At 38.5% G+C, this 22,249-nt stretch carries 22 protein-coding genes; 3 read left to right on the top strand and 19 right to left on the bottom strand.

Annotated elements, in window-relative coordinates; all coding sequences use genetic code 11:
• Positions 1–86 precede the first annotated feature (86 nt).
• The 19 genes from DSM00_RS11975 to DSM00_RS11890 form a co-directional block, all read right to left on the bottom strand.
• Entirely contained in the window at positions 87–629 is a 543-nt protein-coding gene (locus DSM00_RS11975; RefSeq protein ID WP_013073623.1) for a hypothetical protein, read from the bottom strand.
• Positions 630–700: 71 nt separating this feature from the next.
• Positions 701–1,945 carry a hypothetical protein gene (locus tag DSM00_RS11970; protein WP_013073624.1) on the bottom strand — a complete coding sequence of 415 codons (1,245 nt, stop codon included), beginning with the start codon at positions 1,943–1,945 and terminating at the stop codon, positions 701–703.
• Positions 1,946–1,953: 8 nt separating this feature from the next.
• Entirely contained in the window at positions 1,954–2,436 is a 483-nt protein-coding gene (locus DSM00_RS11965; RefSeq protein ID WP_013073625.1) for a YybH family protein, read from the bottom strand.
• A gap of 18 nt (positions 2,437–2,454) precedes the next feature.
• Positions 2,455–3,012: a potassium channel family protein gene (locus DSM00_RS11960; RefSeq protein WP_013073626.1), complete on the bottom strand. Its 558-nt coding sequence runs from the start codon at positions 3,010–3,012 to the stop codon at positions 2,455–2,457.
• Positions 3,013–3,269: 257 nt separating this feature from the next.
• A complete protein-coding gene (locus DSM00_RS11955; protein WP_013073627.1) occupies positions 3,270–3,866 on the bottom strand; it encodes a DUF4136 domain-containing protein in 597 nt (198 codons plus the stop codon).
• Between the two features lie 29 nt (positions 3,867–3,895).
• Complete coding sequence (locus tag DSM00_RS11950; RefSeq protein WP_013073628.1) at positions 3,896–4,444, bottom strand: YceI family protein; 549 nt, start codon at positions 4,442–4,444, stop codon at positions 3,896–3,898.
• Positions 4,437–5,963 (bottom strand): FMN-binding glutamate synthase family protein, encoded by a 1,527-nt coding sequence (locus DSM00_RS11945; protein ID WP_028376592.1) that lies wholly within the window; start codon positions 5,961–5,963, stop codon positions 4,437–4,439. The genes DSM00_RS11950 and DSM00_RS11945 overlap by 8 nt, the downstream gene beginning before the upstream one ends.
• A 9-nt stretch (positions 5,964–5,972) precedes the next feature.
• Positions 5,973–6,647: a DUF2231 domain-containing protein gene (locus tag DSM00_RS11940; RefSeq protein ID WP_013073630.1), complete on the bottom strand. Its 675-nt coding sequence runs from the start codon at positions 6,645–6,647 to the stop codon at positions 5,973–5,975.
• 16 nt (positions 6,648–6,663) lie between these two features.
• Positions 6,664–6,801 carry a hypothetical protein gene (locus DSM00_RS15570; protein WP_008610782.1) on the bottom strand — a complete coding sequence of 46 codons (138 nt, stop codon included), beginning with the start codon at positions 6,799–6,801 and terminating at the stop codon, positions 6,664–6,666.
• Positions 6,802–7,211: 410 nt separating this feature from the next.
• On the bottom strand, positions 7,212–7,643 hold the full coding sequence (locus DSM00_RS11935) for a hypothetical protein (protein WP_008610780.1): 432 nt from the start codon (positions 7,641–7,643) through the stop codon (positions 7,212–7,214).
• Between the two features lie 56 nt (positions 7,644–7,699).
• Positions 7,700–8,260, bottom strand: coding sequence for a DUF3347 domain-containing protein (locus tag DSM00_RS11930; protein WP_128758217.1), 561 nt, complete (start codon positions 8,258–8,260; stop codon positions 7,700–7,702).
• Positions 8,261–8,283: 23 nt separating this feature from the next.
• Positions 8,284–8,736: a heme-binding domain-containing protein gene (locus tag DSM00_RS11925; RefSeq protein WP_013073632.1), complete on the bottom strand. Its 453-nt coding sequence runs from the start codon at positions 8,734–8,736 to the stop codon at positions 8,284–8,286.
• The gene (locus DSM00_RS11920; RefSeq protein WP_013073633.1) at positions 8,737–9,324 is read right to left on the bottom strand and encodes a DUF3347 domain-containing protein; all 588 of its coding nucleotides are present in this window, start codon (positions 9,322–9,324) and stop codon (positions 8,737–8,739) included.
• Between the two features lie 119 nt (positions 9,325–9,443).
• Positions 9,444–9,638 (bottom strand): SHOCT domain-containing protein, encoded by a 195-nt coding sequence (locus DSM00_RS11915; RefSeq protein WP_013073634.1) that lies wholly within the window; start codon positions 9,636–9,638, stop codon positions 9,444–9,446.
• Between the two features lie 18 nt (positions 9,639–9,656).
• A complete protein-coding gene (locus tag DSM00_RS11910) occupies positions 9,657–12,086 on the bottom strand; it encodes a multicopper oxidase domain-containing protein (protein ID WP_128758216.1) in 2,430 nt (809 codons plus the stop codon).
• 65 nt (positions 12,087–12,151) lie between these two features.
• On the bottom strand, positions 12,152–12,718 hold the full coding sequence (locus DSM00_RS11905; protein WP_128758215.1) for a helix-turn-helix domain-containing protein: 567 nt from the start codon (positions 12,716–12,718) through the stop codon (positions 12,152–12,154).
• Positions 12,719–12,722: 4 nt separating this feature from the next.
• Positions 12,723–13,940, bottom strand: a complete 1,218-nt coding sequence (locus tag DSM00_RS11900) for a TolC family protein (protein WP_013073636.1) — start codon at positions 13,938–13,940, stop codon at positions 12,723–12,725.
• Positions 13,937–17,689, bottom strand: a complete 3,753-nt coding sequence (locus DSM00_RS11895; protein ID WP_128758214.1) for an efflux RND transporter permease subunit — start codon at positions 17,687–17,689, stop codon at positions 13,937–13,939. Before DSM00_RS11895 ends, DSM00_RS11900 begins: the two co-directional genes overlap by 4 nt.
• Positions 17,690–17,792: 103 nt before the next feature.
• Complete coding sequence (locus DSM00_RS11890) at positions 17,793–18,209, bottom strand: HYC_CC_PP family protein (RefSeq protein ID WP_013073638.1); 417 nt, start codon at positions 18,207–18,209, stop codon at positions 17,793–17,795.
• Positions 18,210–18,457: 248 nt separating this feature from the next.
• On the opposite strand from DSM00_RS11890, the gene DSM00_RS11885 reads away from it, so the two are divergent.
• The 3 genes from DSM00_RS11885 to DSM00_RS11875 all read left to right on the top strand — a co-directional run bounded on the left by DSM00_RS11885 (position 18,458) and on the right by DSM00_RS11875 (position 22,244).
• Complete coding sequence (locus DSM00_RS11885; RefSeq protein ID WP_164916335.1) at positions 18,458–19,678, top strand: DUF4856 domain-containing protein; 1,221 nt, start codon at positions 18,458–18,460, stop codon at positions 19,676–19,678.
• Positions 19,679–19,751: 73 nt separating this feature from the next.
• Positions 19,752–20,876 (top strand): imelysin family protein, encoded by a 1,125-nt coding sequence (locus DSM00_RS11880; protein ID WP_128758212.1) that lies wholly within the window; start codon positions 19,752–19,754, stop codon positions 20,874–20,876.
• A gap of 3 nt (positions 20,877–20,879) precedes the next feature.
• Entirely contained in the window at positions 20,880–22,244 is a 1,365-nt protein-coding gene (locus tag DSM00_RS11875; protein ID WP_128758211.1) for an HTTM domain-containing protein, read from the top strand.
• Positions 22,245–22,249 lie beyond the last annotated feature (5 nt).

Below are 22,249 nucleotides of genomic sequence, written 5' to 3'. Positions count from 1 at the left end.
CATCAGGACTTATTTTATGTTCTCTTGGCCTGTTTTAAATATCATAAATACTCTTATCATTCTTTTTGAATATAGAAAACACATAGTTATTCCAATTTCAGCACCAATTGTGCAAATTGCACATTTATTGTTTTATCCAAACCTTGCATTAAAGAATCTAACCCCGTATCTGAAACCAAAACCTGTCCCGTTGCACTTATCAGACAAGACATATTTATGCCCTGTTCTATATGGGTAATGGTTGCTTTAAACTGTGATTTATAGGTTTCCCCTTGATATAAAACATCAACCAGCCAATTAAAATTGATAGGGTCGTGCCGTTTTGATAAAAAATCAACGGATGGAATAGTACCTGTAAACCGAAGAATTGCAGGTGCTTCCCCTTCTTGTATAATGGCATTTAATTCAGGAAGGTCTGTTACTAAAGTTTTAAGGTCTAGAACACCATTTACTACTTTAGAATTGTAATCAAGATATAGTGCCAGACTATGGCTTTCTGCCTTGATAGTCTTACCGTCCACCAAAGTCATCATCTCAATATGGCCATCATCGGTTCTATATATTTTTTGAGCCGAAACCTCGAAATATGTTATTAAAAGAACTGCGAACATCAATAGTTTAGTTTTCATAATGTTTATTGTTGCTAATTGTTTTCTATATAAAGTAAGTATAACCATAATCCGCAATTGCCAATTTCAAATCAAACTGATTTTGCTATTTTTTCCATAATTGTAAGGTCTGTACCAAATTTGCAAATCGCATCGCAATGCATCCTCAATTCAGAAAACAAAATATACTTTATATGCATCTTGGAATTTTTGATTACAGGTCGATTCAATTGATGTATGACGTCTTTTTCACGATGGTTTGGAATGATGATATAAAAAACCTCATCGCCATCGGAAATGCTGAAATATAAATCGGACAGTCTTAAAATTCCTGAATAGATACTGGTGCTTTTTTCAACCTCAAAAGCGGCTACTATATTATTGGTTCCCTTTTCAAACCAAAGCACATCAATGAGTTTAATGGTGGTTTGGGTTTCCTTATCGCAAGGAAGCGCTGGAAATGTTTTCATTGAAATGAACGAAAAACTTTGACCGCCAAAAGATTTACTTTTATCGTTGCTGGCAGGTGTAACGTCAAAACCAAGTGAAATGCCGATTTTCAATAAATGGTATTGCATTTCGTCGTGAAGTTTCTCTTCCTGCTTTTCTTCCTGAATTTCCCTTTGCCGTTTTACGATGTTTTTTTCAAATTTGACCCGTTCGGCCTCACTTAAATATTCGTCGTTACCTATGAGCATTTTTTGGGTGCCAATCTCGAAACACAATCCTGCAATTGCGCCTAAATCGTTTGACAGTTCCGTTTTGTTTTTAGTATTGGTTTCTATCAAGATTTCCCTGATTTTCAGATACTCCGTCCAACTTCCCAATTTCTTTTTATCCTTGAACAGAAAATTAAACCCATTTAGTATGGCCGTATTAAATGGTGGAAACCAAGTGGGATGCAAAAAATATAAAATACTTGCTACCGCTGGGCCGAGGCCTTTTACTTTGAGTGCATCCAACTTTACGATTTCCCTTACGACCTGTTCTTCCGTTTTGGCATTAATACAGTTTTCCAAAAATTGACCAAAAGCTATTTTATTGTCCTGATTTTCATAGATATCAGGAATGCGCAGTTTCGGCTTCCAATAAAAAGGATGCGCCACACCCGCAAAAACTTGCTTTTGCTCTGCAATGCTGCCCAACACAAATTCCAGACTGCTTTCCTTAAAATCGTTTGGGAAGGTTTTGTTTTTAATGTCCTCAATCACCTGCAAAACGCCTCTACGGATGGTTCTAAACGCCTTCAATCTCTGGTCATTGTCAACAAACCAAGTATTGTAAACACTTTCCGAGTCGGTTTTATATTGATGGATTATTTGAGGAAAATTGCTCATTGTTGCTGTTATTTCGTGTTTCTTGAAGAGGTATGTGTTTTGATGATTTTCCATTCGCCACCCATCTTTTTTAGGATAGACGTTGCCACGCCTTTTTTGCGAATCGTTCGTGTTTCACCTTTTTCATTTGGGTTAAGCACTATGGTATAAATGTAGGTTTCAGTAGTAAAAGCATAGGGCGCATCTACTTTGGCATCGATTTCATAATCAGAAAAGGTAAAACTTTTAAATTCGCCTAATTCTGGTCCAAGATGATGCTCAATGTAATGTGCATACGTGCCTTCGACTCCACCGGATTCAAATACTTCAGAATCTTCTGCAAATAAATTGAACGTGCCTTCAGTTGTCAAATTTTGAATGGCATCCTTGTAGGTTTTCATCACAGCAATAACCGCTTCCGTATCCGTCTTTGCTTTTGTTTCCTGTGCGTTGGATAAGCTGAAAGTAGCAATGAGAATTGTTACGAGTGCAATTGTTTTAATTGTTTTCATAATTTTAGTTTTTAAAGGTTATTTATTATCAACGTGTATTCTATTAATATTTGCAATGCCAAAGACAAGTACCAAAAAGCTCAAGAAAATTTCCATCATTACCAGCGTTTTTCCCGCAATTGAAATTGGTACAATATCGCCATATCCAACCGAGGAAAAAGTTATCAAGCTGAAATAGATAAATTCAAAAAATTGCAAGAAGAATGAACCATTGAGCGAAGTACTCTCTTTGAAATTTTCAGAATTCAAAATATATAACGCGTGATAATCAGTCGTGAATGAAAAAACAATCAAAACAATCAACACCGCAAATAAAGTTAGGACGTGCGCAAGCTGATGGCTTTCGCCTATTATTTTAGCCAATTGTATGAACGTAAGCCGAACGATAAAAATGGTCTTGATTAGAGCCAAAGCCACAATTAAAATAGGTCGCCATAGGCCATTATCATCTGCTTGTGCCCAAAATATATAACTCAGTGATATAGCGATAACCGCCGTTGCGGTAAGCAATACTTTTTTAAAGAGCTGTCCATAAAACCCATTGCCGTTTGATATATCATTTATAGTTTCTTTCACTATTGATTTTTTTAATACATTAATATTAGTTATATCATTGCAACACCAATAAATAAGTATTGATGCCTTGAAAGGATAGATGAAACTCTAGTGGCCACTCCATAAAAATATACATCCTGAAAATCCAGTATTTACAATAAGATTTTCTTTCACAAAATTTCTAGTGCCTAACAAGGGGGGACTAAAACCAACCATCAACATTGACCCTTCCCTAATTAGGGCTTTTTTTCTTGATATCTTTTTATATCATTTTAAGCTCAGTTTTTTACAGTATTCCCATATTGATATTTTGCAAATATTTTTGCCACCGCCTCCTTAATTTCCTTTTGCTTGTCGGTGGTATTTGCGTGCAGCACATCTGGCGCAAATCCTTGCCAGACTAATTGACGGCGTTTCATATCTATAAGTTCTATGACAACGCCACCTTCTTTGTGTTCTTGAGATGATTGGTAACCGCCATAATATCCATAACCGTAAGACCCGAAATGACCATAACCGTGACCATAAGAAGGAAAATAAGGGTAGCCACCACCTGTGTTTATATCTCTTGTCTGTACAACGATACGGGAATCTACCAATAAATCAGGATTGCTCTTATTCAAGACGTAGCCTTTATTTTCCATTTGTTCCTGAATGGCGCCTTTTAACCGTTTCTTTATCAATGTGTTGAAAAATAACGGTTCGTTTTCCTTGTCGCTGTCCATTTGAAAATCATCGGACCAGTAAAAGGTTTTGTAGGTTCCAAACTGTGCTTCTTGGTCATAATCGGTAACGATGGCCGAAGAAGTGACCGAACAACTTACTGCGGTAATGCTTATTAAAAGGCAGACTGCCAATTTTATTAATGTTCTCATAATCCATTTATTTAATTCAACAATCTATTTTATTTCTTCGTAAGTATTGCATCCACACTCAAGTCGTGCTTGTCATTAACTTTTATAAATACCAAACTTGGGCGTTCCAAATTATAATCGGTAATCAATAAAGACCAAGAAGCTGTTAATTGAATTGTATCTTCTGAAACAAGTTTCAACTCAATAGGAATGGTTATTTCCCGAGTAACTCCGGCAAGGGTGAAATCTCCCTTTGCGTTGAGCGTTTGTGTCGCTTTTTCTTCAAAATTAAAATCGTCCATAAATTTTCCTTCAAAAACAACATTGGGTTTTTTTTCCGCTTTTACCAGATCATACATATGTCCATCCCGTTTTTCATTATCTGTCTTTATGGATTTTACAGGAACCGAAAAGGTCAACGTGCCGTCCTTAAAACCTATGGTGCCCTGTAAATCATCAGATTTGCCGATATAGGAATTAAGTGGCATTTTTGCCTTAAAGGATGCGGTTCCTTCCTTTACTATATAATTTTGGGCCTTTATAGATACATTGCTTGAAAACAACAGTATTATTAACAAATAAATTAAGTTTTTACCCATTACTTTTTATTTTTCGACCATTCAATCCATTTGAGTATAACTCTTGATATGTCTTGGTCTCATTCTCATTGATTCGGCGGACAATATACTTTTTGTCGATACCCTTTCTATTTTCAATACCCATTGATTTTAGCAGTTCCTTAAAACCTTCGATGGTATTTTTATGATAGTTGGCAACTTTGGTTTTTTTATCTTTTACAACAATGGATGCAACTCGGGAAGGCACCATTGTGGTAATTCCCGTAGGGCAGGTATCCAAATTGCATTTTAGCGATTGCACACAGCCCAAGGCAAACATCATCCCTCTTGCGCTATAACAGGCATCTGCGCCGAGCGCCATCATTCTATAGATATCAAAAGCGGATATAATTTTACCAGCTGCCATTACTTTAATTTCATCTCGCAACCCATACTTTTTAAGAATGCCGTTTGCGAAATGGATGGCTTCAATTATTGGCATACCGGCCCAATGTAAGGATTCCATATGGGCAGCACCAGAGCCACCTTCGGCACCGTCAATGGCTATAAAGTCTGGGCAATTTTGCTTTTCGGCAAAGGTTTGAACCATTCTTTCAAACTCATCTTGTTGACCAATGCACAGCTTTATTCCCACAGGTTTTCCTTTAGAGAGTTTTCTCAATTTTCTAATGAAGCGTAGCATTTCAACGTCATTGTCGAATGCCGAATGAAAGGCTGGGGAATGAATTTCCGTTCCCTGCTCCACATCCCTGAATTTGGCAATTTCCTTTGTGTTCTTCTTTGCCGGCAAAATTGCCCCAAAGCCAGGTTTGGCACCTTGCGATATTTTTATTTCAATCATTTTCACTACATCGTTGGTTGCGATATCGGCGAATTTTTTGGCGTCAAAATTTCCTTCTGCATCACGACATCCAAAATAGCCTGTTCCAAACTGAAAGATAATATCTGCACCGTATTCTTGATGATAGGGTGTAAAGCCACCTTCGCCGGTGTTTTGAGCAAAACCTGCTATTTTCGCACCACCGTTAAAAGCAAGGGTAGCATTTTTGCTTATGGAACCAAAACTCATTCCCGCAAGGTTGAGAATGCTGGCAGAGTAAGGTTTTAAGCAGTGGGAACTTCCTATAAGAACTCTAAAGTCGTCATTGATTTGTTTTGCAGGATATGTGGAATGGGTAAACCACTCGCGCCCCACTTTGTCATACGGAATCTGTGTTCCAAAAGGTTGATTTATAAGCGCATCGGCAGCTCTTTTATAGACAATTTCCTTTTGAATTAAAGTAAAGGGTTGCCCTTCGGTACGGTTGAGCAATAATGTTTCCTGAATAACGTGGCGTTGCTCCTCAAGAAGATTTGTGATTCTACCAAGCAAAGGGTAGGTTCTCCTAATATTATTTGATTCTTGAAAATAGTCCACAAGACCGAGAACGAGTAAAGGAAGGATAATCAATCCAATCCACCACAAATGGGGATGCCAAAATACCATAACGATATATGCAGCAACTAAAAATATAGCGGTTATAATAAATCCTTTTCTCATTTTTCAGTATTAATGTGAATGTTCATCACTTTCTCCGTGACCTTCTTCGTTTTCGTTACCAAGATATTTCCCCTGTGGGCCAACTCCTTCAATATGCACGAGCTGTGAACCATAGTGTCCTGCCTGTGCTACTGAATATCCTGCAAAAGCCATAACTACAAATACCCCAATTTCAAAACCTCGCTTTAATTTGTACCAGAAGAGGCTTACTATTTTTAATAGGGCTGCCAAAGCACTTGCCCATAAAGTCCAATCTGCATATTTGTCGTGCAGTTCCAAGACCTTTTTTGCGGTTTCTGTAAGTCCTTCGGTATGTGGGTGCACCAGTGTACCTGCTACGTAAGCTCCGATAAATCCGAATCCTACTGTTAGTAAAATGACCCAATCCAGTGTGCGATTTAAAACGAACAGCTGGATGAGCTGTAACAAAACTGCCAATAAAAGCAGTACAATCGGGAAGTGTACAACTAATGGATGCAGATTAGGGAAATCGTCCAAACCGGCTTCAGTATGGTCTTGTGAGACAGAAATTGGACTGCTTGTTTCAAAAATAGAAAGTGATTTCTCATCCTTGATGTCGGTTTTAGTTTCAGAAACAATAAAATTACTATCAGCAAATACCGTCGAAAAACCTCCAAACAAGGCTAACATCAATACGGTGAAAATTATTTTTTTAGATTTCATTTTATATAGTTTTAAATTAATCACCTGTTAATTGCAAGATCAATACACCTATCACAATAATGGCTATAATGGCATAAATGGTATAATTGAACCATTTTTTGAAGCCACTTCTCTTTTGTTTGGTTTCGCTACCGGTTTTACAACAATCTTTCATCTGTTGATATTTATTTATTTTTAATTATCAGATGTAATTGGCCAATCAACATTTCGCTTGTTATCAACTTTTTTGTATGGCTCATTTCATACTATTTTATTTGTGCCTAATTAAGAGAAAGGGCTTCACTAACCAACCAAAAGTATGTGCCCTCTCTCTTATTAGGACTTAAATTTTTGCCTGACCTGGGAAGGAATTAACACTAACCATCAACATTGTTTTCCTTCCCACGACAGGACTTAATGACTACCCAAGATATCCCAGACATCTTATTTACTTCTGTTAACTAATAAACCAGAGCAACAAAAGATGCTTAGGGAAGGGATTACCTATTGAATAGTCTTTTGTATTTTGCCATATTTAAACTTCCTACTACCATATTATCGGTTTCTTACTTTGTTTATTTACACTCAATTATTTCCTTTTGCAATTAGGCTGTCCAATTCCATATACTTTTCTTTCATTAGGCTTAACGCAAAAGCTCCAGCAGAAGCTGTAAAGACTGAAAAGTCTAATGCTCCTTTTATTCCAGTGGAAAATGTCATTGAAAGCGCAAATAGTAGCAGTAAAAATCCACTCCATTTTGCGAACAATTCTGTTTTAAATCCAATTATCAAGAAGAATGCAAAAATAATTTCAGCTGCGGTTGCAATAATTCCGATTGTTGAAATTAATGAGTCCGGAATCCAAGGATTTATCTGTTGTGTGTAGTTAAGAAAATTATCCCAATTCCCCCACACAGAAACATCTTTGTTCCACAATCCAAATCTATCAGCTACTGCCGATAAAAATCCGATTGATATTGCAAGTCGCAAAAAGAGTTTGATTATTTTAGTCCTCATCTTTGATTATTGTTGGTTGCTTAATTCTCTTGATTTTGGTCAAAAGGATTACAACTTTACTGAATTGTCTTTTGAACTTTCCCACATTTAAGCATTTTGCTGCCATAGTAGGGGTTTTTTACTTCATTACTTGTACTTAACCAAGCACTTCCTTTATCGTACATTGGGCAAAATTGTTCATATAACGTGCTTTTTGTACCCGTAATAGCTACCATATCAGTAATATCCTTACTTAACGTTTTAAAGTGCTCGCGTTGGTGGTCTATCGCACTTTCAGAAATATGTTCTGCGTGCTCGGTGGCATCTTCAATAATATCGGCCAACTCTTTCTGTTCTTCTTTGGAATAACTTTTTGTGTCAAAAGCCTTTAGTGAGGCCATTAATTTAGTTCCCGCCTGTGCCGCTTTTTTTGTATCATCGCCAACCAATGCATCTTTCAGCATAAAATAATCAGCAAGAACTGCTTCTGCATTTGGATTCATCTTATCCATTTTCATCGAACTGTGGTCCATTTTCATATCACCGTGATCGTGGTTCATTTTTTCTTTTTCCTGGGCGTTGGTAAAAGAAACTGCTAACAATAGCATTACTGCTATACTCATTTTTAAATTTTTCATTTTTATTATTTTTAAATTATTGTTTATAAACTATCTTTTAATTGTGTGATAAAATTGATTAATTCTTCTGCCTCCGCTTCAGAAAACTTAGCATCTTTATGTATCAAAGTGTAAGAATCCAAAGGCATTTCTCCGCTTTCTATCTGTTTGATAATTGATCGAAGTTTACTTGATTTTCTTCGGCTTGAAAGCGAATCCCATTCGTTAAAATTAAGTTCGGCCTTGCCTTCTTTAATGTGGTCTTCCAAAAACCAAGCAGCGGGTTGAATCTTATTATACCAAGGATATTGCGTATTGTTACTGTGACAATCATAGCAGGATACCTGTAATTTTTTCTGAATAGTTTCAGGAACATTATGTACCAACATAAAATCAGTTTCGGGAACCGTATAACTTTGATTGCGTTCCGTGGGAATAAATTGAATCCCCACAAACCCTACCAGTGCTATTATTGCTATGATTTTTAAAATTTTCATTTAATTGATTTCCTTTTGCATTTCACCACAGGTCAACATTTTACTTCCATAATAAGGATTCTTAACGTCCTTGCTCATACTTAACCAATTACTACCTCCATCATACATTGGGCAGAATAGTTGATACAAGGTGTTTTCTGTACCGGTTATAGCAACCATATCTGTTACATCCTTACTTATGATTTTAAAATGTTCTCGCTGGTGTGCTATATCACTTTCTGAAATATGTTCTGCGTGTTCTGTGGCATCTTCCATAATATCCTTGAGTTCCTGTTGCTCACTATCTGAATAGCTGGATGCATCAAAATTTCCAAAAGTACTTGCAAGCGTTGCTCCCAATTCTTTTGCCTTATCATTGTCATCGCCTACAAGTGCATCTTTCAAGTTGAAATAATCTTTCAGGATTGCTTCTGCTTTTGCGTCTTGGTTGTCACTCATTGCCATATCATCTTTGTCATCCATAGACTCTTGGTACATCTCATTGCTCATAGGTGCAGCTGGTTCATCTTTTTTTCCGTCCTTACAGGATATAGCCGTAAGGGTTAAGGTCATTACTAAAATACCGACGGTCATTTTTAATTTTTTCATTTTAATTTCGATTTTAATAGTTAATATTTGATTTTAATTTATTGTTATACCTGTTTACACAGCTTAATTTTTTTTTACATAGTGCTATGTCTAACAGATTTTTGGATTGCTTCTTTTTTTTATTTCTTTGAGCCTATAGCCTGCTTAATTTCTTCATACTCCTCTTTGGTTATCTCTCCTTTAGCGTACCTTTCATCAAGGACATCCATAGCCTTTGAACTTTTAGTCCGCTTTATTTTCTTTCCTCCTGCATAGATGAAAACACCTAGAATAATAACACCGAAAATGGTTAAGAAATCCCAATTGTAGTCCATCGTTTTATTTTTTAGTCATTAAAATCTTAGTGATAATCCTCCACCTGCACCAAAACGGTTATCATAACTTCCCATCAATGAGAAATTTTTGGATAAAAGATATTCAACACCCGTACTCCAAGTAATCTCTTTTTTGAAATTATCTCCTTGAGGCAGGTCATCTACCCACCCAAAATCTGCTTGGTACTCGTACATCCCAAAAACAATAGTTCTAGGGAAAATGGTAATAGCACGGCTTAAGCTAATCTGCGGGCGTAGCTTACTATCCATCCTCACATCCAACGTAAATAAGTAGGGCGTAAGGTATCGTATCCCTGCTATAGCTGTTGTTGTTATTTCTTCAAGGCTATCCTCCATTTCGTTCTCGACATTTACACCGCCAAAAACGGTTAGATAATCATAGAGGTATCTATCGTAGGCAGCTTCAACCTCCATATTCCTGTTCCAACCATATTCGCCCCTCAAACTGAATTGGTTTCGGATATTTGAAGATATAAGGTTCAAAGTGGTCATATGTGATGCGGCATCTATCATTCCGTAGGAATAGAACTGGTCGGTCTCGTCAATAAGTTTAGATACGGGATATTCCTTCAACCTTGGATCCCTAGGGGTATCATAACTTACAATACGCGCCATACCTCCCATCATATGGTATAGAATATGACAATGGAAAAACCAATCGCCATATTCATCACCATAAAATTCAATGGTAACTTGTTTCATTGGTGGAACATTGACTGTGTGTTTTAAGGGTGAGTATTCCCCATTTTCGTTAATGACCCTAAAAAAATGACCGTGTAGGTGCATTGGGTGGTGCATCATAGTCAGGTTATTGAAGGTAATCCTAGTTACTTCGTCTCCCTTGATCTTTATTTTATCTGCTTCAGATAGAGGAACACCATTCATACTCCAGATATAGCGTTGCATATTCCCGGTAAGGTTTAATAGGATTTCGGTTACGGGCACATCGGGATCATAGCTGGTCTTTTCTGCCGACTTCAAGTAGTCATAGTTGTATTGCGAAAACATATCCATTCCCTGCATGCCATCTGCTTCGTCCATTACTTCCCGTCCGGCAGTCGGGTTCGTCTTGTTCATATCCTTCAATTGAGAGGCCTCTTTCATTTCGGAATCCTTTTTTGTGTCCATCCCGGCCATTTTGGAATGGTCCATCTGCATTGAGTCCTTTTTCATATCCATTTGCATTTCGTCCATTTTATGCTTCTCCATATCCTTCATATTGGACTTGTCCATATTCATTGTGCCCATATCCATATCTTTCATTCCTTCCATCTGCATATTATCGTCCATTTGCATTCCCCATTTTTCTTTCATCTCGTAACGCTCATCTTTGCCTGGTCGGAACTTTAAAGCGGGTGCACCCATTTTCATTTTCATTTTGGCCATTTGTTGCATCATCCCTATTTTATCAGGTTTGGATACATCGGGTGCAGCAACAATAGGTCCTTGGCCTAGGTATGCCGTTGCGGTACCAGAGCCGTCTTGGGCCATAATTTTATATTCCAGTTTGCCGTTCTCCGGTATGGTTACGATAAAATCATAGGTTTCAGCGACCCCTATAAATGTCTTGTTATGCTTAACCGGTACTACATCTTTACCGTCTGCCGAGACAAGCAAAGGGTCAGGGCCGCCAAAGGCCATCCAGAACGAAGTAGAAGCAGAGCCGTCTATAATGCGAAGGCGCACTTTTTCGCCAGGTTTAAACTCGGGGTACTCCACTTTTTCTTCTCCATTAATTAAGAACGCTGGGTAATACACATCTGCCACATCTGCACTTTCCATACGCTGTCTCCAAAAATTTAATTGCGCCCCAAATGCGCCCCTTGCAATTACTTGGTTAAGCGGCGTAGCTGTTCCTTTTCTTATATTGTACCATTCTGTACCTCGCTTTAAAAACCGAAGTACATCCCGCGGTTTTTCGTTGGTCCAGTCAGATAGTACCAAAACCTGCTCTTTATCATACTCCAAGGTTTTTTCTTTGGGCTGTATTACAATTGAGCCGTAAACACCGCTCTGTTCCTGTAACATTGTATGAGAATGGTACCAATAGGTGCCGTTTTGCTTTATTGCAAATTCATATTTTAGTGTTTTACCGGGTTCTATGGGCGGTGTAGAAAGGTAGGGTACCCCATCATAAAAATTGGGCAACAACAAGCCGTGCCAATGGATGGATGTCTCCACGCTCATTTCATTTTTTACATAGATTACTGCGTACTCCCCTTCGGTAAATTCGAGCGTTGGCCCTGGAATACCTCCGTTTACCGTCATCCCTTTAACTTCTTTACCTGCTTTGTTAACCATTTCTTCCTTTAGAGTTAATGTGTATTCGTGAACGGGTAGATTATCGACATTACCTTCCACGGACTGTGCAGATGCTGTATAGGTACACAGTAACAAAAGAATAAATGCATAGTTTATTTTTTTCATAAGATTACTTTTTTTTAAAATTAATATTGATTACGAGAAGTTTGTGTCATAATTATGGTTGTTATCTACCTTATTTGATCTAAAGGGTTTCTAATACTTTTTTGATTATTCTTATAATTAGTCAGACTCATACCAGTTTCACTTTTAAACAGCCTACTTAAATGATTTACATTACTGTAATCAAGCAGCTGACTTATCTCCGTAAAATTACCCTCTTGTAATTGAATCAGCTCTTTCACTTTTTCTATCTTGAGTTTTATAAAGTATTTTTCTATGGTAATATGCTCCGTAACAGAAAATATTTTACTGATTTTTGAGTACTCAAGGTTTAATTTACTTTCCAAATGCTTGGACAGCGTTTTATTTAATTGAAGTGGTAATTTTTGTAATAATTTAATAAGTTCAATTTTAACTTGCTCTACTAATTGCTGGTCTTGCGCCAGTAAAATTTCGAAACCATTGTTTTCTAAAACATTTTTTATATTTTCAAAATCATCTATAGATTTCTCTTCGTAAATAATAGAACCCAATTCAATATGCTTTAAGTGAATCCCTAAAGTTTCAAGATCACTCTGGATTGTTTTAATACAGCGATTACACACCATATTTTTTATAAATAATTTCTTTTCCATCCGGTTAGTTGATTAGGTAATTAACAATTGCAGATTGTGTGTAATACTTCTGTATCGATTCCACTTGATTTAACTGAAATTTGAGCTGTAACTCTTGGATATCCAGCACATCATTAAAATCAATGGTGCCCGTTTCATAGTTTTTAATGAGAATTTCTTCAGCATCTTCTGCTTGTTTCAGATTGTTCTCTTGTGTATTATATGCTATTCGTGCTTGGTTGCGTTGCGATATTGCTTTTGCGAAAGCGGATTCCAAAACATTCAATCGTTGTGCTTTTTGAGTCTCGATTTCTTGTTGGCGCAAGTCATTTTGCCTTGAAATAGATTTATACCGATTATTAAAAATGGGAATGGAAACTGAAACCATAGGCATTAGTATATCCTTTCCATTGTCTATTGGATTCATATCCGCTCGCTCGCTCACTGGTAGATAATCAACGCCAAAACCAAACATAGGTAATGCCTCACGCTGGTTGAGCAATTCAGATTGTGCTATAGATTCGTAGAGTTTATCATATTTAAGCAGTTCAGGATTAAGTGATAGTGCATCTCTACCAGATACGGCGTTTTCACTTGGAATTTCCATTAATGTGACCACATCAACCATCATAGTTCCATCACGATTGAGTAGCTTATTGAAGGTGATTTGTTCTGACCCAAATTCCTCTTCGAGCACCTCTTTTTGCTGTTGCAATTCATTTTGACGAATCTGTAATCTCAAAACGTCAACAGAAGATGCCTTGCCTACTTCAACCGATGTAAGGGCAAGACGCTCATAGGTTTCTAATAATTTAATGTTCTTATCGAGCACCCTTTGCTTTGCTTGTATTTCATACAAACGATAATAGGATTGAGCTACAGAAAGTGCCAGTTTTCTTTTGGCAATTATGATTTCCACATATTCAGCTTCAGCCATTGAGGCTGCATAATTTTCCCTTGCCGTTATGGTCCCGAACCAAGGCAACATTTGCTTAAAGCCAATACGTGCTCTCTGCGCCCCAACACGGGTCTCGGGCTCACTGACAAAGTACCCAGCACTCACTTCAGTATTAGGCAGCCAGTTTGCTTCGTTCACTTTTTCTTCGGCGATGTTATAGCGCAGTTCAAAGGCTTGAATCTCGGGGTTGTTAGATTGTGCCTCTTCAATGTATGATTGTAGTTGTTGCGCTTTCGCGAAAGCGGAAACAAACAAAAGACAGGTAATAATTTTTATATTTTTCATTTGTTTGCTCGTTTAAGTTGGTACTCTTTTTTCCAGCTATATAATACTGGTACTAAAAAGTAGGATGTAATATCTATAATCATCCCACCGAAAATGGGGATTGCCATAGGTATCATAATATCGCTTCCTTTTCCCGTAGAAGTAAGTACAGGTAAGAGTGCAAGCACGGTGGTAACAGTAGTCATCAAACACGGACGAATTCGCTTTCCAGCAGCTTCTAATGTGGCAAGTCGGATTCCTTTTTTATCATTGGGATTCTCTCTGTCAAAAGTTTGTGTGAGGTAGGTAGCCATAACTACACCATCATCTGTTGCGATACCAAAAAGCGCAATAAAGCCAACCCAGACAGCAACACTTAGATTGATGGTTTTCATATTGAACAAATCCCGCATATTCTCACCAAAAAAGCTGAAATTGAAGAACCAGTCCTGACCGTAAAGCCAAATCATTATAAAGCCACCTGCAAAGGCAACTGCGATTCCTGTAAATACCATTAACGAGGTGGAAACAGAACGGAACTGGAAATACAGAATCAAGAAAATAATAAGCAATGCCAAAGGCACAACTACGGAAAGTGTTTTTTCTGCGCGCAGCTGATTTTCATACGTACCCGTAAAACGGTAATTAATACCTTGTGGCACAATCAAATCACCATTGTCTATTTTTTGTTGAATGAGCGCTTGGGCATTTTCGACCACATCAACTTCGGCAAAACCATCGAGTTTATCAAACAGTACATACCCTATCAAGAAGGTGTCCTCACTTTTTATGACCTGTGGACCTTGTTCATAACGTATGTCTACCAATTCGCTCAGTGGAACCGGACTTCCTTTCTCAACCGGAACATAAATATCTTTTAAATCTTCTGGGTTTGCTCGCAACTCACGCGGATAGCGCACTCTTACTCCATACCGCTCACGACCTTCTACCGTTTGAGTAAGCGGCATACCGCCCACAGCTACCTGAAGTACTTCCTGAACATCCATTATGGAAATTCCGTACCGCGCCAATTGCTCTCTTTTTATATCAATTAACAAATAAGGTTTACCTACAATACGGTCTGCAAAGACAGCTTGCTCCTTTACACCTTCGGCTTGTTTTAAAATGTCTTCGAGCTGTAGGCCAAAAGCTTCTATTGTTTTCAAGTCTGGCCCTTTAACTTTTATACCCATAGGCGCACGCATACCTGTTTGAAGCATTACGAGCCTTGTCTCGATAGGTTGTAGTTTTGGTGCAGAAGTCACCCCTGGAAATTTGGTCACTTTCACAATCTCATTCCAGATATCGTCTGGGCTGTCGATTTCTGGCCGCCAGTTTCGGTAATATTCACCGCTGCCGTCTTCAATTAAATCGCTATGGGTTGCATTTGTTTTTAGTTGCGACGCCTCATAATTAGCGTCATCATCGATTTCATTATTTGGATTAATAATGAATTTATCATTTTTCAGAACAAATAAACCATCATCGTTTACGCGGTAGCGTTGTCTCTCACCATTCTTGTTTCGCATATATTCAGACTTATACTGAATCACATTTTCATACATCGAGAGTGGCGCAGGGTCAAGAGCAGATTCTGTTCTACCCGATTTACCTACTACCGTCTCAATTTCAGGAATACTGGCTACGGCCATATCAAGCTGCTGTAACACACGCTTGTTTTCTTCAACACCTGCGTGTGGCAAAGAGGTAGGCATCAAAAGAAATGAACCTTCGTTGAGCGATGGCATAAATTCTTTACCCGTGTTGCGCATTATTATGGTCCCTAAAATCAACACTGTGGTCGGAATTATTAAAAACAGTAATCGGTTTTGAAGTGCCCAACGTAATATAGTGTCGTAATATTTTTGGAAAATTGAAAACGCCCCCAGTAATCCGAAACAGATAATCGCAACAAAAATCAAGTTCATTATAATACCGCGGTCAAAACCTAGTGGTCGCCAGTATTCGGCTAGAAGGAAAACAATAGCAATACAAGAAATAACGATATGTATTAGATTGGCTCTTTTTGCCGTGATAATATCGCGTACACTCAAAATTGCAACGATTCCATAGGCAATTAATATAATACCCAACCAATAACCATAGAAGATGGCTGTGATACCAAGGACGATGAGAACAGCATTAATAATATATTTAGCGTGCTCCCTAATAGTACTCTTTTTGAAAAGGAATGCGGCAAATGGTGGTATCAAGAAAAGGGCGATAACCAAAGACGCCGTGAGCGCCATTGTCTTTGTAAATGCGAGTGGACGAAACAACTTTCCTTCAGCACCTATCATAGTGAATACAGGAATAAAACTGATAATGGTTGTTAATACTGCCGTTAAAATTGCACCAGAAACTTCAGCAGTTGCATTGTAGATGATTTCATTTGTGGTGTACTCGATTCCGCTTTCGCGAAAGCGTAATTTTTCATCTTCCAAATGCCGAATCATATTTTCGGCCAGTATAACGCCCACATCCACCATTGTACCTATAGCAATGGCAATCCCTGACAATGCTACAATATTTGCATCTACATCAAAAAGTTTCATTGCAATGAAAACCATTAATACTGCAACGGGTAACAAACCTGAAATTAAGATGGATGCGCGTAGGTTGAACACCATTACGATAATGACCAGAATGGTTATTAAGATTTCAAGCGTGAGTGCTTCATTAAGCGTGTGTAGGGTCTCTTGAATAAGCTGGGTACGGTCGTAAAAGGGGACAATGGTCACTTGTGAGGTGCGGCCATCTGCCAGAACTTTTGTTGGAAGCCCAGATGACAGTTCAGCGATTTGCTCTTTTACATTATTGATAACTTCCATAGGGTTGGCGCCATATCGCGCTACCACAACACCACCAACAACTTCGGCACCTTCTTTATCTAAAATACCACGACGAGTTTGCGGTCCCAAATGAACAGTTGCGATGTCTTTTATTCGGATAGACGTAAAATTCTCTGAAGTGACCACGGCATTTTCAATATCTGCAACGGATTTTACATAGCCCAAACCACGAACCAGATATTCGGCCTGATTGATTTCCAATGTTTGTGCACCAATATCTTGGTTGCTCTGCTTAACGGCTTTGACAATGGCACTTAATCCAATATTGTATTGGCGCATTTTCTCCGGGTCCACATCTACTTGATATTCCTGAACATAACCGCCGATAGACGCTACTTCGGAAACACCACTTGCTGATGACAATCCGTATTTCACATAATAATCCTGTATACTACGCAGTTCCTGTAAATCCCAACCACCGGTTACATTACCATCCTTGTCACGACCTTCTAGGGTGTACCAGAATATTTGTCCTAAACCTGTGGCATCAGGGCCCAAAGCTGGGTTAACGCCATCTGGCAGCAAGTTGGAAGGAAGCGAATTGAGTTTTTCGAGAATGCGACTACGTGACCAGTAAAACTCCACATCTTCTTCAAAAATGATATAGATACTGGAAAACCCAAACATAGAGGAACTACGAATAGTTTTCACGCCTGGAATACCTAGAAGCGAAGTTGTAAGTGGATACGTAATTTGGTCTTCAATATCCTGTGGCGAGCGCCCTTGCCATTTGGTAAAAACAATTTGTTGGTTTTCACCAATATCGGGAATGGCATCCACAGCTACAGGGTCAGTAGGCAAAATACCGGTCTCCCAATTAAAAGGTGCGTTTACAACGCCCCAACCGACGAACAAAGCTAATAGTAAAACAGCTACTAATTTATTTTCTATTAGAAATTTGATGCTTTTATTCAGCATAGAAATGATTATTAAGTAATTATAAATCTTGTTTAAAAGTGACAAACAAGCAGAAATGTCCAAAACAAATTAATGCAGGACTACAGTTCTAATTACTTAAAAATCAAATAAGGAAAGTCTGGTCTAAAACTTGAATATCCCTGACCAAGGGAGGAGGCGTATAATCTCTGTATGAATTTAAATCTTCTTGAGATTCGAAAAATAAGTGTATATAGGTATGGATAAAAGCAGCAACAAATAGTTGTTGGTCTTTATCTAATTTGTCGAACGATGTTTTTAAAGTATCTTGCCCTTCAACAATCACTTGTTCATCACTACAGCAATCTTTTTTAGAAATATCACACTCTGATGACTGCGATTGCTGTTGAACATCCATACCGCAAGTTTGAGCGTGACCAAATAATGAAGAGTCCACAAAAATATCTCCACAATAATGACTATCTACCGTAAATGATACGGTTGACAACAACACTAACAGTGCCATAGAGAATGTTGATATTTTAAAAAAGATTTTCTTCATTAAGCTTACAAAAATACAAAATTTCAAGTAAATTTTCTTTATTTAACAAATAATTTTGATTTCATATGCAACATATTCTCCTAAATCTATATGAAAGATTATCGAATTTCTAGAAAAATGCCGAATACAAACCTGTTTTAAATTTATTATTAAGAATTGTTCTAAATAAGTTTGTTTTTTAAATTTTCATTTCTATTTTTGTCGCTGAAATAATCACTTACTTATATTAAGTCTAAATAAATTTAATGATGAAAAAAATGTTTTTTACCGCAATTATAGGAAGCCTTATTTTTGCCTCGTGTTCTTCTGATGATGAGCCGATTACTGAAACCTCAAACATTGAGGTGCCTTCAAACTACACCTTCGAAAGAGATGGACAATCCACAGTGGATTTTAGTGGCCAGACCACCCGAATTTTAATGGCTGAAGAAATCCTGAATTCCTTTACAGATTTCGAAAACACGACTGTGATATCCTTGCAGGCAATGTATGCACATCAGGAAGGGGACCTAGATTTTTCAGACCCCGCTTTAAATACATCGGATAAAAGCGTACGCAGCAAAACAGCAGCGTCCCAAGATTATTTTAGTGCGAATACCACAGAAGCGGCAGCTATTAGAAACCTATTCGATAGCTATATTACCGGTCAGATCAATGAGGTATTCCCTAACAAGGATGTCCTAGCAGTCGCTGGCAGTGCCGGTCAACTTGCCGATGGCACCAAAACGCGTTACGTTAACGGCAAAGGGCTTGTGTACAACCAAATGTTTGCAAAAAGTCTTATAGGCGCCTTAATGGCAGATCAGATGCTCAACAACTATTTAAGTGTTTCTGTTCTTGACGATGCTAATAAAGTAGCGGACAACGACAATGGAATTACAGAAGATGGAGAGACATTTACCACGATGGAACATAATTGGGACGAGGCCTATGGATACCTCTACGGAACATCCGTTAATGCGGCCAACCCGAATGCAACCATTGGGAGCGATGATAGTTTTTTGAACAATTATTTAGGCTCGGTAAACGCAGACCCGGATTTTTCTACCATTGCCGCCGATATTTTTAATGCATTCAAATTGGGCCGTGCCGCGATAGTGGCAAAAGATTATGCCGTGCGGGATGCCCAGGCTGCCATTATACGTCAAAAAATATCGGAAGTCATTGCCATCCGTTCCATATATTATCTGCAACAAGGTAAAAACAGACTTGCAAATGCCGAGTATGGGGCCGCTTTCCAAAACCTTTCCGAAGGCTATGGGTTTGTTTCCAGTTTACGCTTCACTAGAAATCAAGACACAGGTAGTTCTTTCTTCAGCCGAAGCGAGGTCGATGGTTTTACATCTGCTCTCTTGGCGGATGGACCCAATGGTTTTTGGGACCTTGAACCTTCAACACTGGACAGTATTGCCGAAGCTATTGCCGCTAAGTTCGACTTCACGGTCGCACAGGCAGCCAGCGCAAATTAAATAAAAATTGAATTAGCCACATCAACCGATTTACCGCCGATGGACAAATCGGTTGATTTTAAAAAAAATAGTTATGAAACACTGGAAACTTTGGAGTTTTATTAGTATCGGACTGCTGATTGTAGCGTGTTCAAAAGATAATGGGAACGAAAACTTGCCACCGGCTAACAATAATTTTGATCGTGGCGCAATGCTTGTAAATTGGGCAGATAATATCATTGTCCCTGCATATACTTCTTTTAAAACAGAGGCCGAAAACCTGAACACTGCTGCAACGGTCTTTGCAAATGAGCCTACAGAGGCAAACCTTCAGGATTTGCGAGCTTCGTGGGCCGCATCCTATATTGCCTTTCAAAAGGTCTCTATGTTTGAAATTGGCAAAGCCGAAGAAGTAAGGTATAGGAACCGACTGAATATTTACCCCTCTGACACCCAAAGAATAGAAAATTTTATAGAAACTGGCAGTTATGACCTGGCTTTGCCATCTAAAATAGATGTACAGGGTTTCCCTGCTATAGATTATCTGATCAACGGCCTTGGCGCAACAGATACCGAAATTGTAAGCTTCTATACCGTCAACGGCAATGCCCAGGGATATAAAAATTATCTCGGCACCCTTACGGAAACTATCCTGCAATTGACCACAACAGTACTCGACGATTGGAATGCCAACTTTAGGGATGTTTTTGTTGCAAATACCAGTTCTTCGGCTACTGGATCTGTTGACAAACTAACGAACGACTATATATTCTATTTTGAAAAATCGTTGCGGGCGGGCAAAGTAGGGATACCCGCAGGTGTTTTCTCTGAACAACCACTACCCGAAAATGTAGAGGCGCGCTATAAAAAAGATTTTTCCAAACAATTGCTGCTAACAGCAGTTAAGGCAAGCCAGGATTTTTTCAATGGAAAATATTTTAACAACAATGCGACTGGAGAAAGTTTTAATACTTACCTCAATTTTTTGAATAGCATTAAAAATGGGGAAGACCTTAGCAGTCTTATCAACGCTCAATTCAATGCTGCAGAAACCCAGGCAAATGAACTGAACAATAATTTTGCTCTACAGATTGAAACTGACAATACCAAAATGCTAAGTACCTATGATGAGCTACAACGCAACGTTATCCTCTTAAAAGTGGATATGTTGCAGGCATTGGGCATAAATGTGGATTATGTAGATGCCGATGGCGATTAGTCAATGGTTTCGCGTTTAAATACATATCGAAATAAAACTACCGAGGCCGCCCCGTTGGCGGTCTTTCGTATTTTTTTCGGTCTTATGATGTTTATTAGTATTGTCCGTTTTTGGAGCAATGGCTGGATTGACAAATTGTATATTCAGCCTAAATTATTTTTTTCATACTATGGATTTGAATGGGTGCAGCCTTTGGGCGTTTATACCTATTTATTATTCTTTATTTGTGCTATGGCGGCAATCTGTATTGCGTTGGGGTATCGATACAGGATAGCGATCATAATTTTTTTTTTAAGCTTTACCTATATCGAATTGATGGATAAGACCACCTATCTTAACCATTATTATTTTATTAGCTGCCTTAGTTTTTTAATGATCTTCCTCCCGGCAAATGCCTATTATTCAATGGATGCCCAAAGGGATAGGGATAAGGCCTATAAACAGATCCCCAAATGGACCGTTGATGCCATAAAATTATTGATCGCACTAGTCTATCTCTACGCCGGTCTGGCAAAGCTCAACAGCGACTGGCTCGTTGCGGCAATGCCGCTTAAGATATGGTTGCCGGCCCAATATGACCTGCCACTCCTAGGGAATTTAATGCAGCAACAATGGCTTCACTATGCCTTTAGCTGGGGTGGTGCTGCCTATGATCTGGCGATACCGTTTTTGTTGTTTTATAGACCCACCCGTTGGGCAGCTTTCGGTCTGGTGGTGATTTTTCATTTGATGACCCGAATCCTCTTTCCCATAGGGATGTTCCCCTATGTGATGATCGTGAGCGCACTCGTTTTTTTCGATGCGGGAGTCCACCATAAAATATTGAAAACGATTTCGACTATTTTTAGGATTAAAAAGGAAAAGACAGATGCTGGGATACGCCATAAAACCTATCGCAACAAAACCGTCGCCCCAATGCTTATCGTGGGTTTGTTTATTGCCTTTCAGTTACTTTTTCCTTGGCGTTATCTGCTCTATAAAAATGAGCTTTTTTGGACCGAGGAGGGATACCGCTTTTCTTGGCGGGTAATGCTAATGGAAAAAGCCGGATATGCACAATTTAAGATTGTGGATAAAAAAAAGGGAACGGCTTTCCTTGTTGACAATACCGATTTTCTGTCAACATTTCAGGAAAAACAGATGAGCACCCAACCCGACTTTATCCTTCAGTACGCCCAGTTCCTCGGAAAACATTTTACAGCCCAAGGCCATAAAAATATAGCGGTCTATGTAGAAAGTTATGTGGCCCTGAATGGCAGGTTGAGCCAACCTTATATTGACCCAAAAGTAAATTTACTGGAGCAGGAAGAGTCGTTTGGGACCAAGGACTGGATATTGGAATTTAAGGATGAAATCAAAGGTTTTTAAACAAA

This window comes from Leeuwenhoekiella aequorea (assembly GCF_004104375.1).
GTDB lineage: Bacteria > Bacteroidota > Bacteroidia > Flavobacteriales > Flavobacteriaceae > Leeuwenhoekiella > Leeuwenhoekiella aequorea.
This window is presented reverse-complemented; position numbering and strand designations above follow the sequence as displayed.

Bases quoted from the DNA above. Each gene is read 5' to 3' on its own strand.
- DSM00_RS11975 (WP_013073623.1), bottom strand. From the start codon at position 629: ATGAAAACTAAACTATTGATGTTCGCAGTTCTTTTAATAACATATTTC.
- DSM00_RS11970 (WP_013073624.1), bottom strand. From the start codon at position 1,945: ATGAGCAATTTTCCTCAAATAATCCATCAATATAAAACCGACTCGGAA.
- DSM00_RS11965 (WP_013073625.1), bottom strand. From the start codon at position 2,436: ATGAAAACAATTAAAACAATTGCACTCGTAACAATTCTCATTGCTACT.
- DSM00_RS11955 (WP_013073627.1), bottom strand. From the start codon at position 3,866: ATGAGAACATTAATAAAATTGGCAGTCTGCCTTTTAATAAGCATTACC.
- DSM00_RS11950 (WP_013073628.1), bottom strand. From the start codon at position 4,444: ATGGGTAAAAACTTAATTTATTTGTTAATAATACTGTTGTTTTCAAGC.
- DSM00_RS11945 (WP_028376592.1), bottom strand. From the start codon at position 5,963: ATGAGAAAAGGATTTATTATAACCGCTATATTTTTAGTTGCTGCATAT.
- DSM00_RS11940 (WP_013073630.1), bottom strand. From the start codon at position 6,647: ATGAAATCTAAAAAAATAATTTTCACCGTATTGATGTTAGCCTTGTTT.
- DSM00_RS15570 (WP_008610782.1), bottom strand. From the start codon at position 6,801: ATGAAAGATTGTTGTAAAACCGGTAGCGAAACCAAACAAAAGAGAAGT.
- DSM00_RS11935 (WP_008610780.1), bottom strand. From the start codon at position 7,643: ATGAGGACTAAAATAATCAAACTCTTTTTGCGACTTGCAATATCAATC.
- DSM00_RS11930 (WP_128758217.1), bottom strand. From the start codon at position 8,260: ATGAAAAATTTAAAAATGAGTATAGCAGTAATGCTATTGTTAGCAGTT.
- DSM00_RS11925 (WP_013073632.1), bottom strand. From the start codon at position 8,736: ATGAAAATTTTAAAAATCATAGCAATAATAGCACTGGTAGGGTTTGTG.
- DSM00_RS11920 (WP_013073633.1), bottom strand. From the start codon at position 9,324: ATGAAAAAATTAAAAATGACCGTCGGTATTTTAGTAATGACCTTAACC.
- DSM00_RS11915 (WP_013073634.1), bottom strand. From the start codon at position 9,638: ATGGACTACAATTGGGATTTCTTAACCATTTTCGGTGTTATTATTCTA.
- DSM00_RS11910 (WP_128758216.1), bottom strand. From the start codon at position 12,086: ATGAAAAAAATAAACTATGCATTTATTCTTTTGTTACTGTGTACCTAT.
- DSM00_RS11905 (WP_128758215.1), bottom strand. From the start codon at position 12,718: ATGGAAAAGAAATTATTTATAAAAAATATGGTGTGTAATCGCTGTATT.
- DSM00_RS11900 (WP_013073636.1), bottom strand. From the start codon at position 13,940: ATGAAAAATATAAAAATTATTACCTGTCTTTTGTTTGTTTCCGCTTTC.
- DSM00_RS11895 (WP_128758214.1), bottom strand. From the start codon at position 17,689: ATGCTGAATAAAAGCATCAAATTTCTAATAGAAAATAAATTAGTAGCT.
- DSM00_RS11890 (WP_013073638.1), bottom strand. From the start codon at position 18,209: ATGAAGAAAATCTTTTTTAAAATATCAACATTCTCTATGGCACTGTTA.
- DSM00_RS11885 (WP_164916335.1), top strand. From the start codon at position 18,458: ATGAAAAAAATGTTTTTTACCGCAATTATAGGAAGCCTTATTTTTGCC.
- DSM00_RS11880 (WP_128758212.1), top strand. From the start codon at position 19,752: ATGAAACACTGGAAACTTTGGAGTTTTATTAGTATCGGACTGCTGATT.
- DSM00_RS11875 (WP_128758211.1), top strand. From the start codon at position 20,880: ATGGTTTCGCGTTTAAATACATATCGAAATAAAACTACCGAGGCCGCC.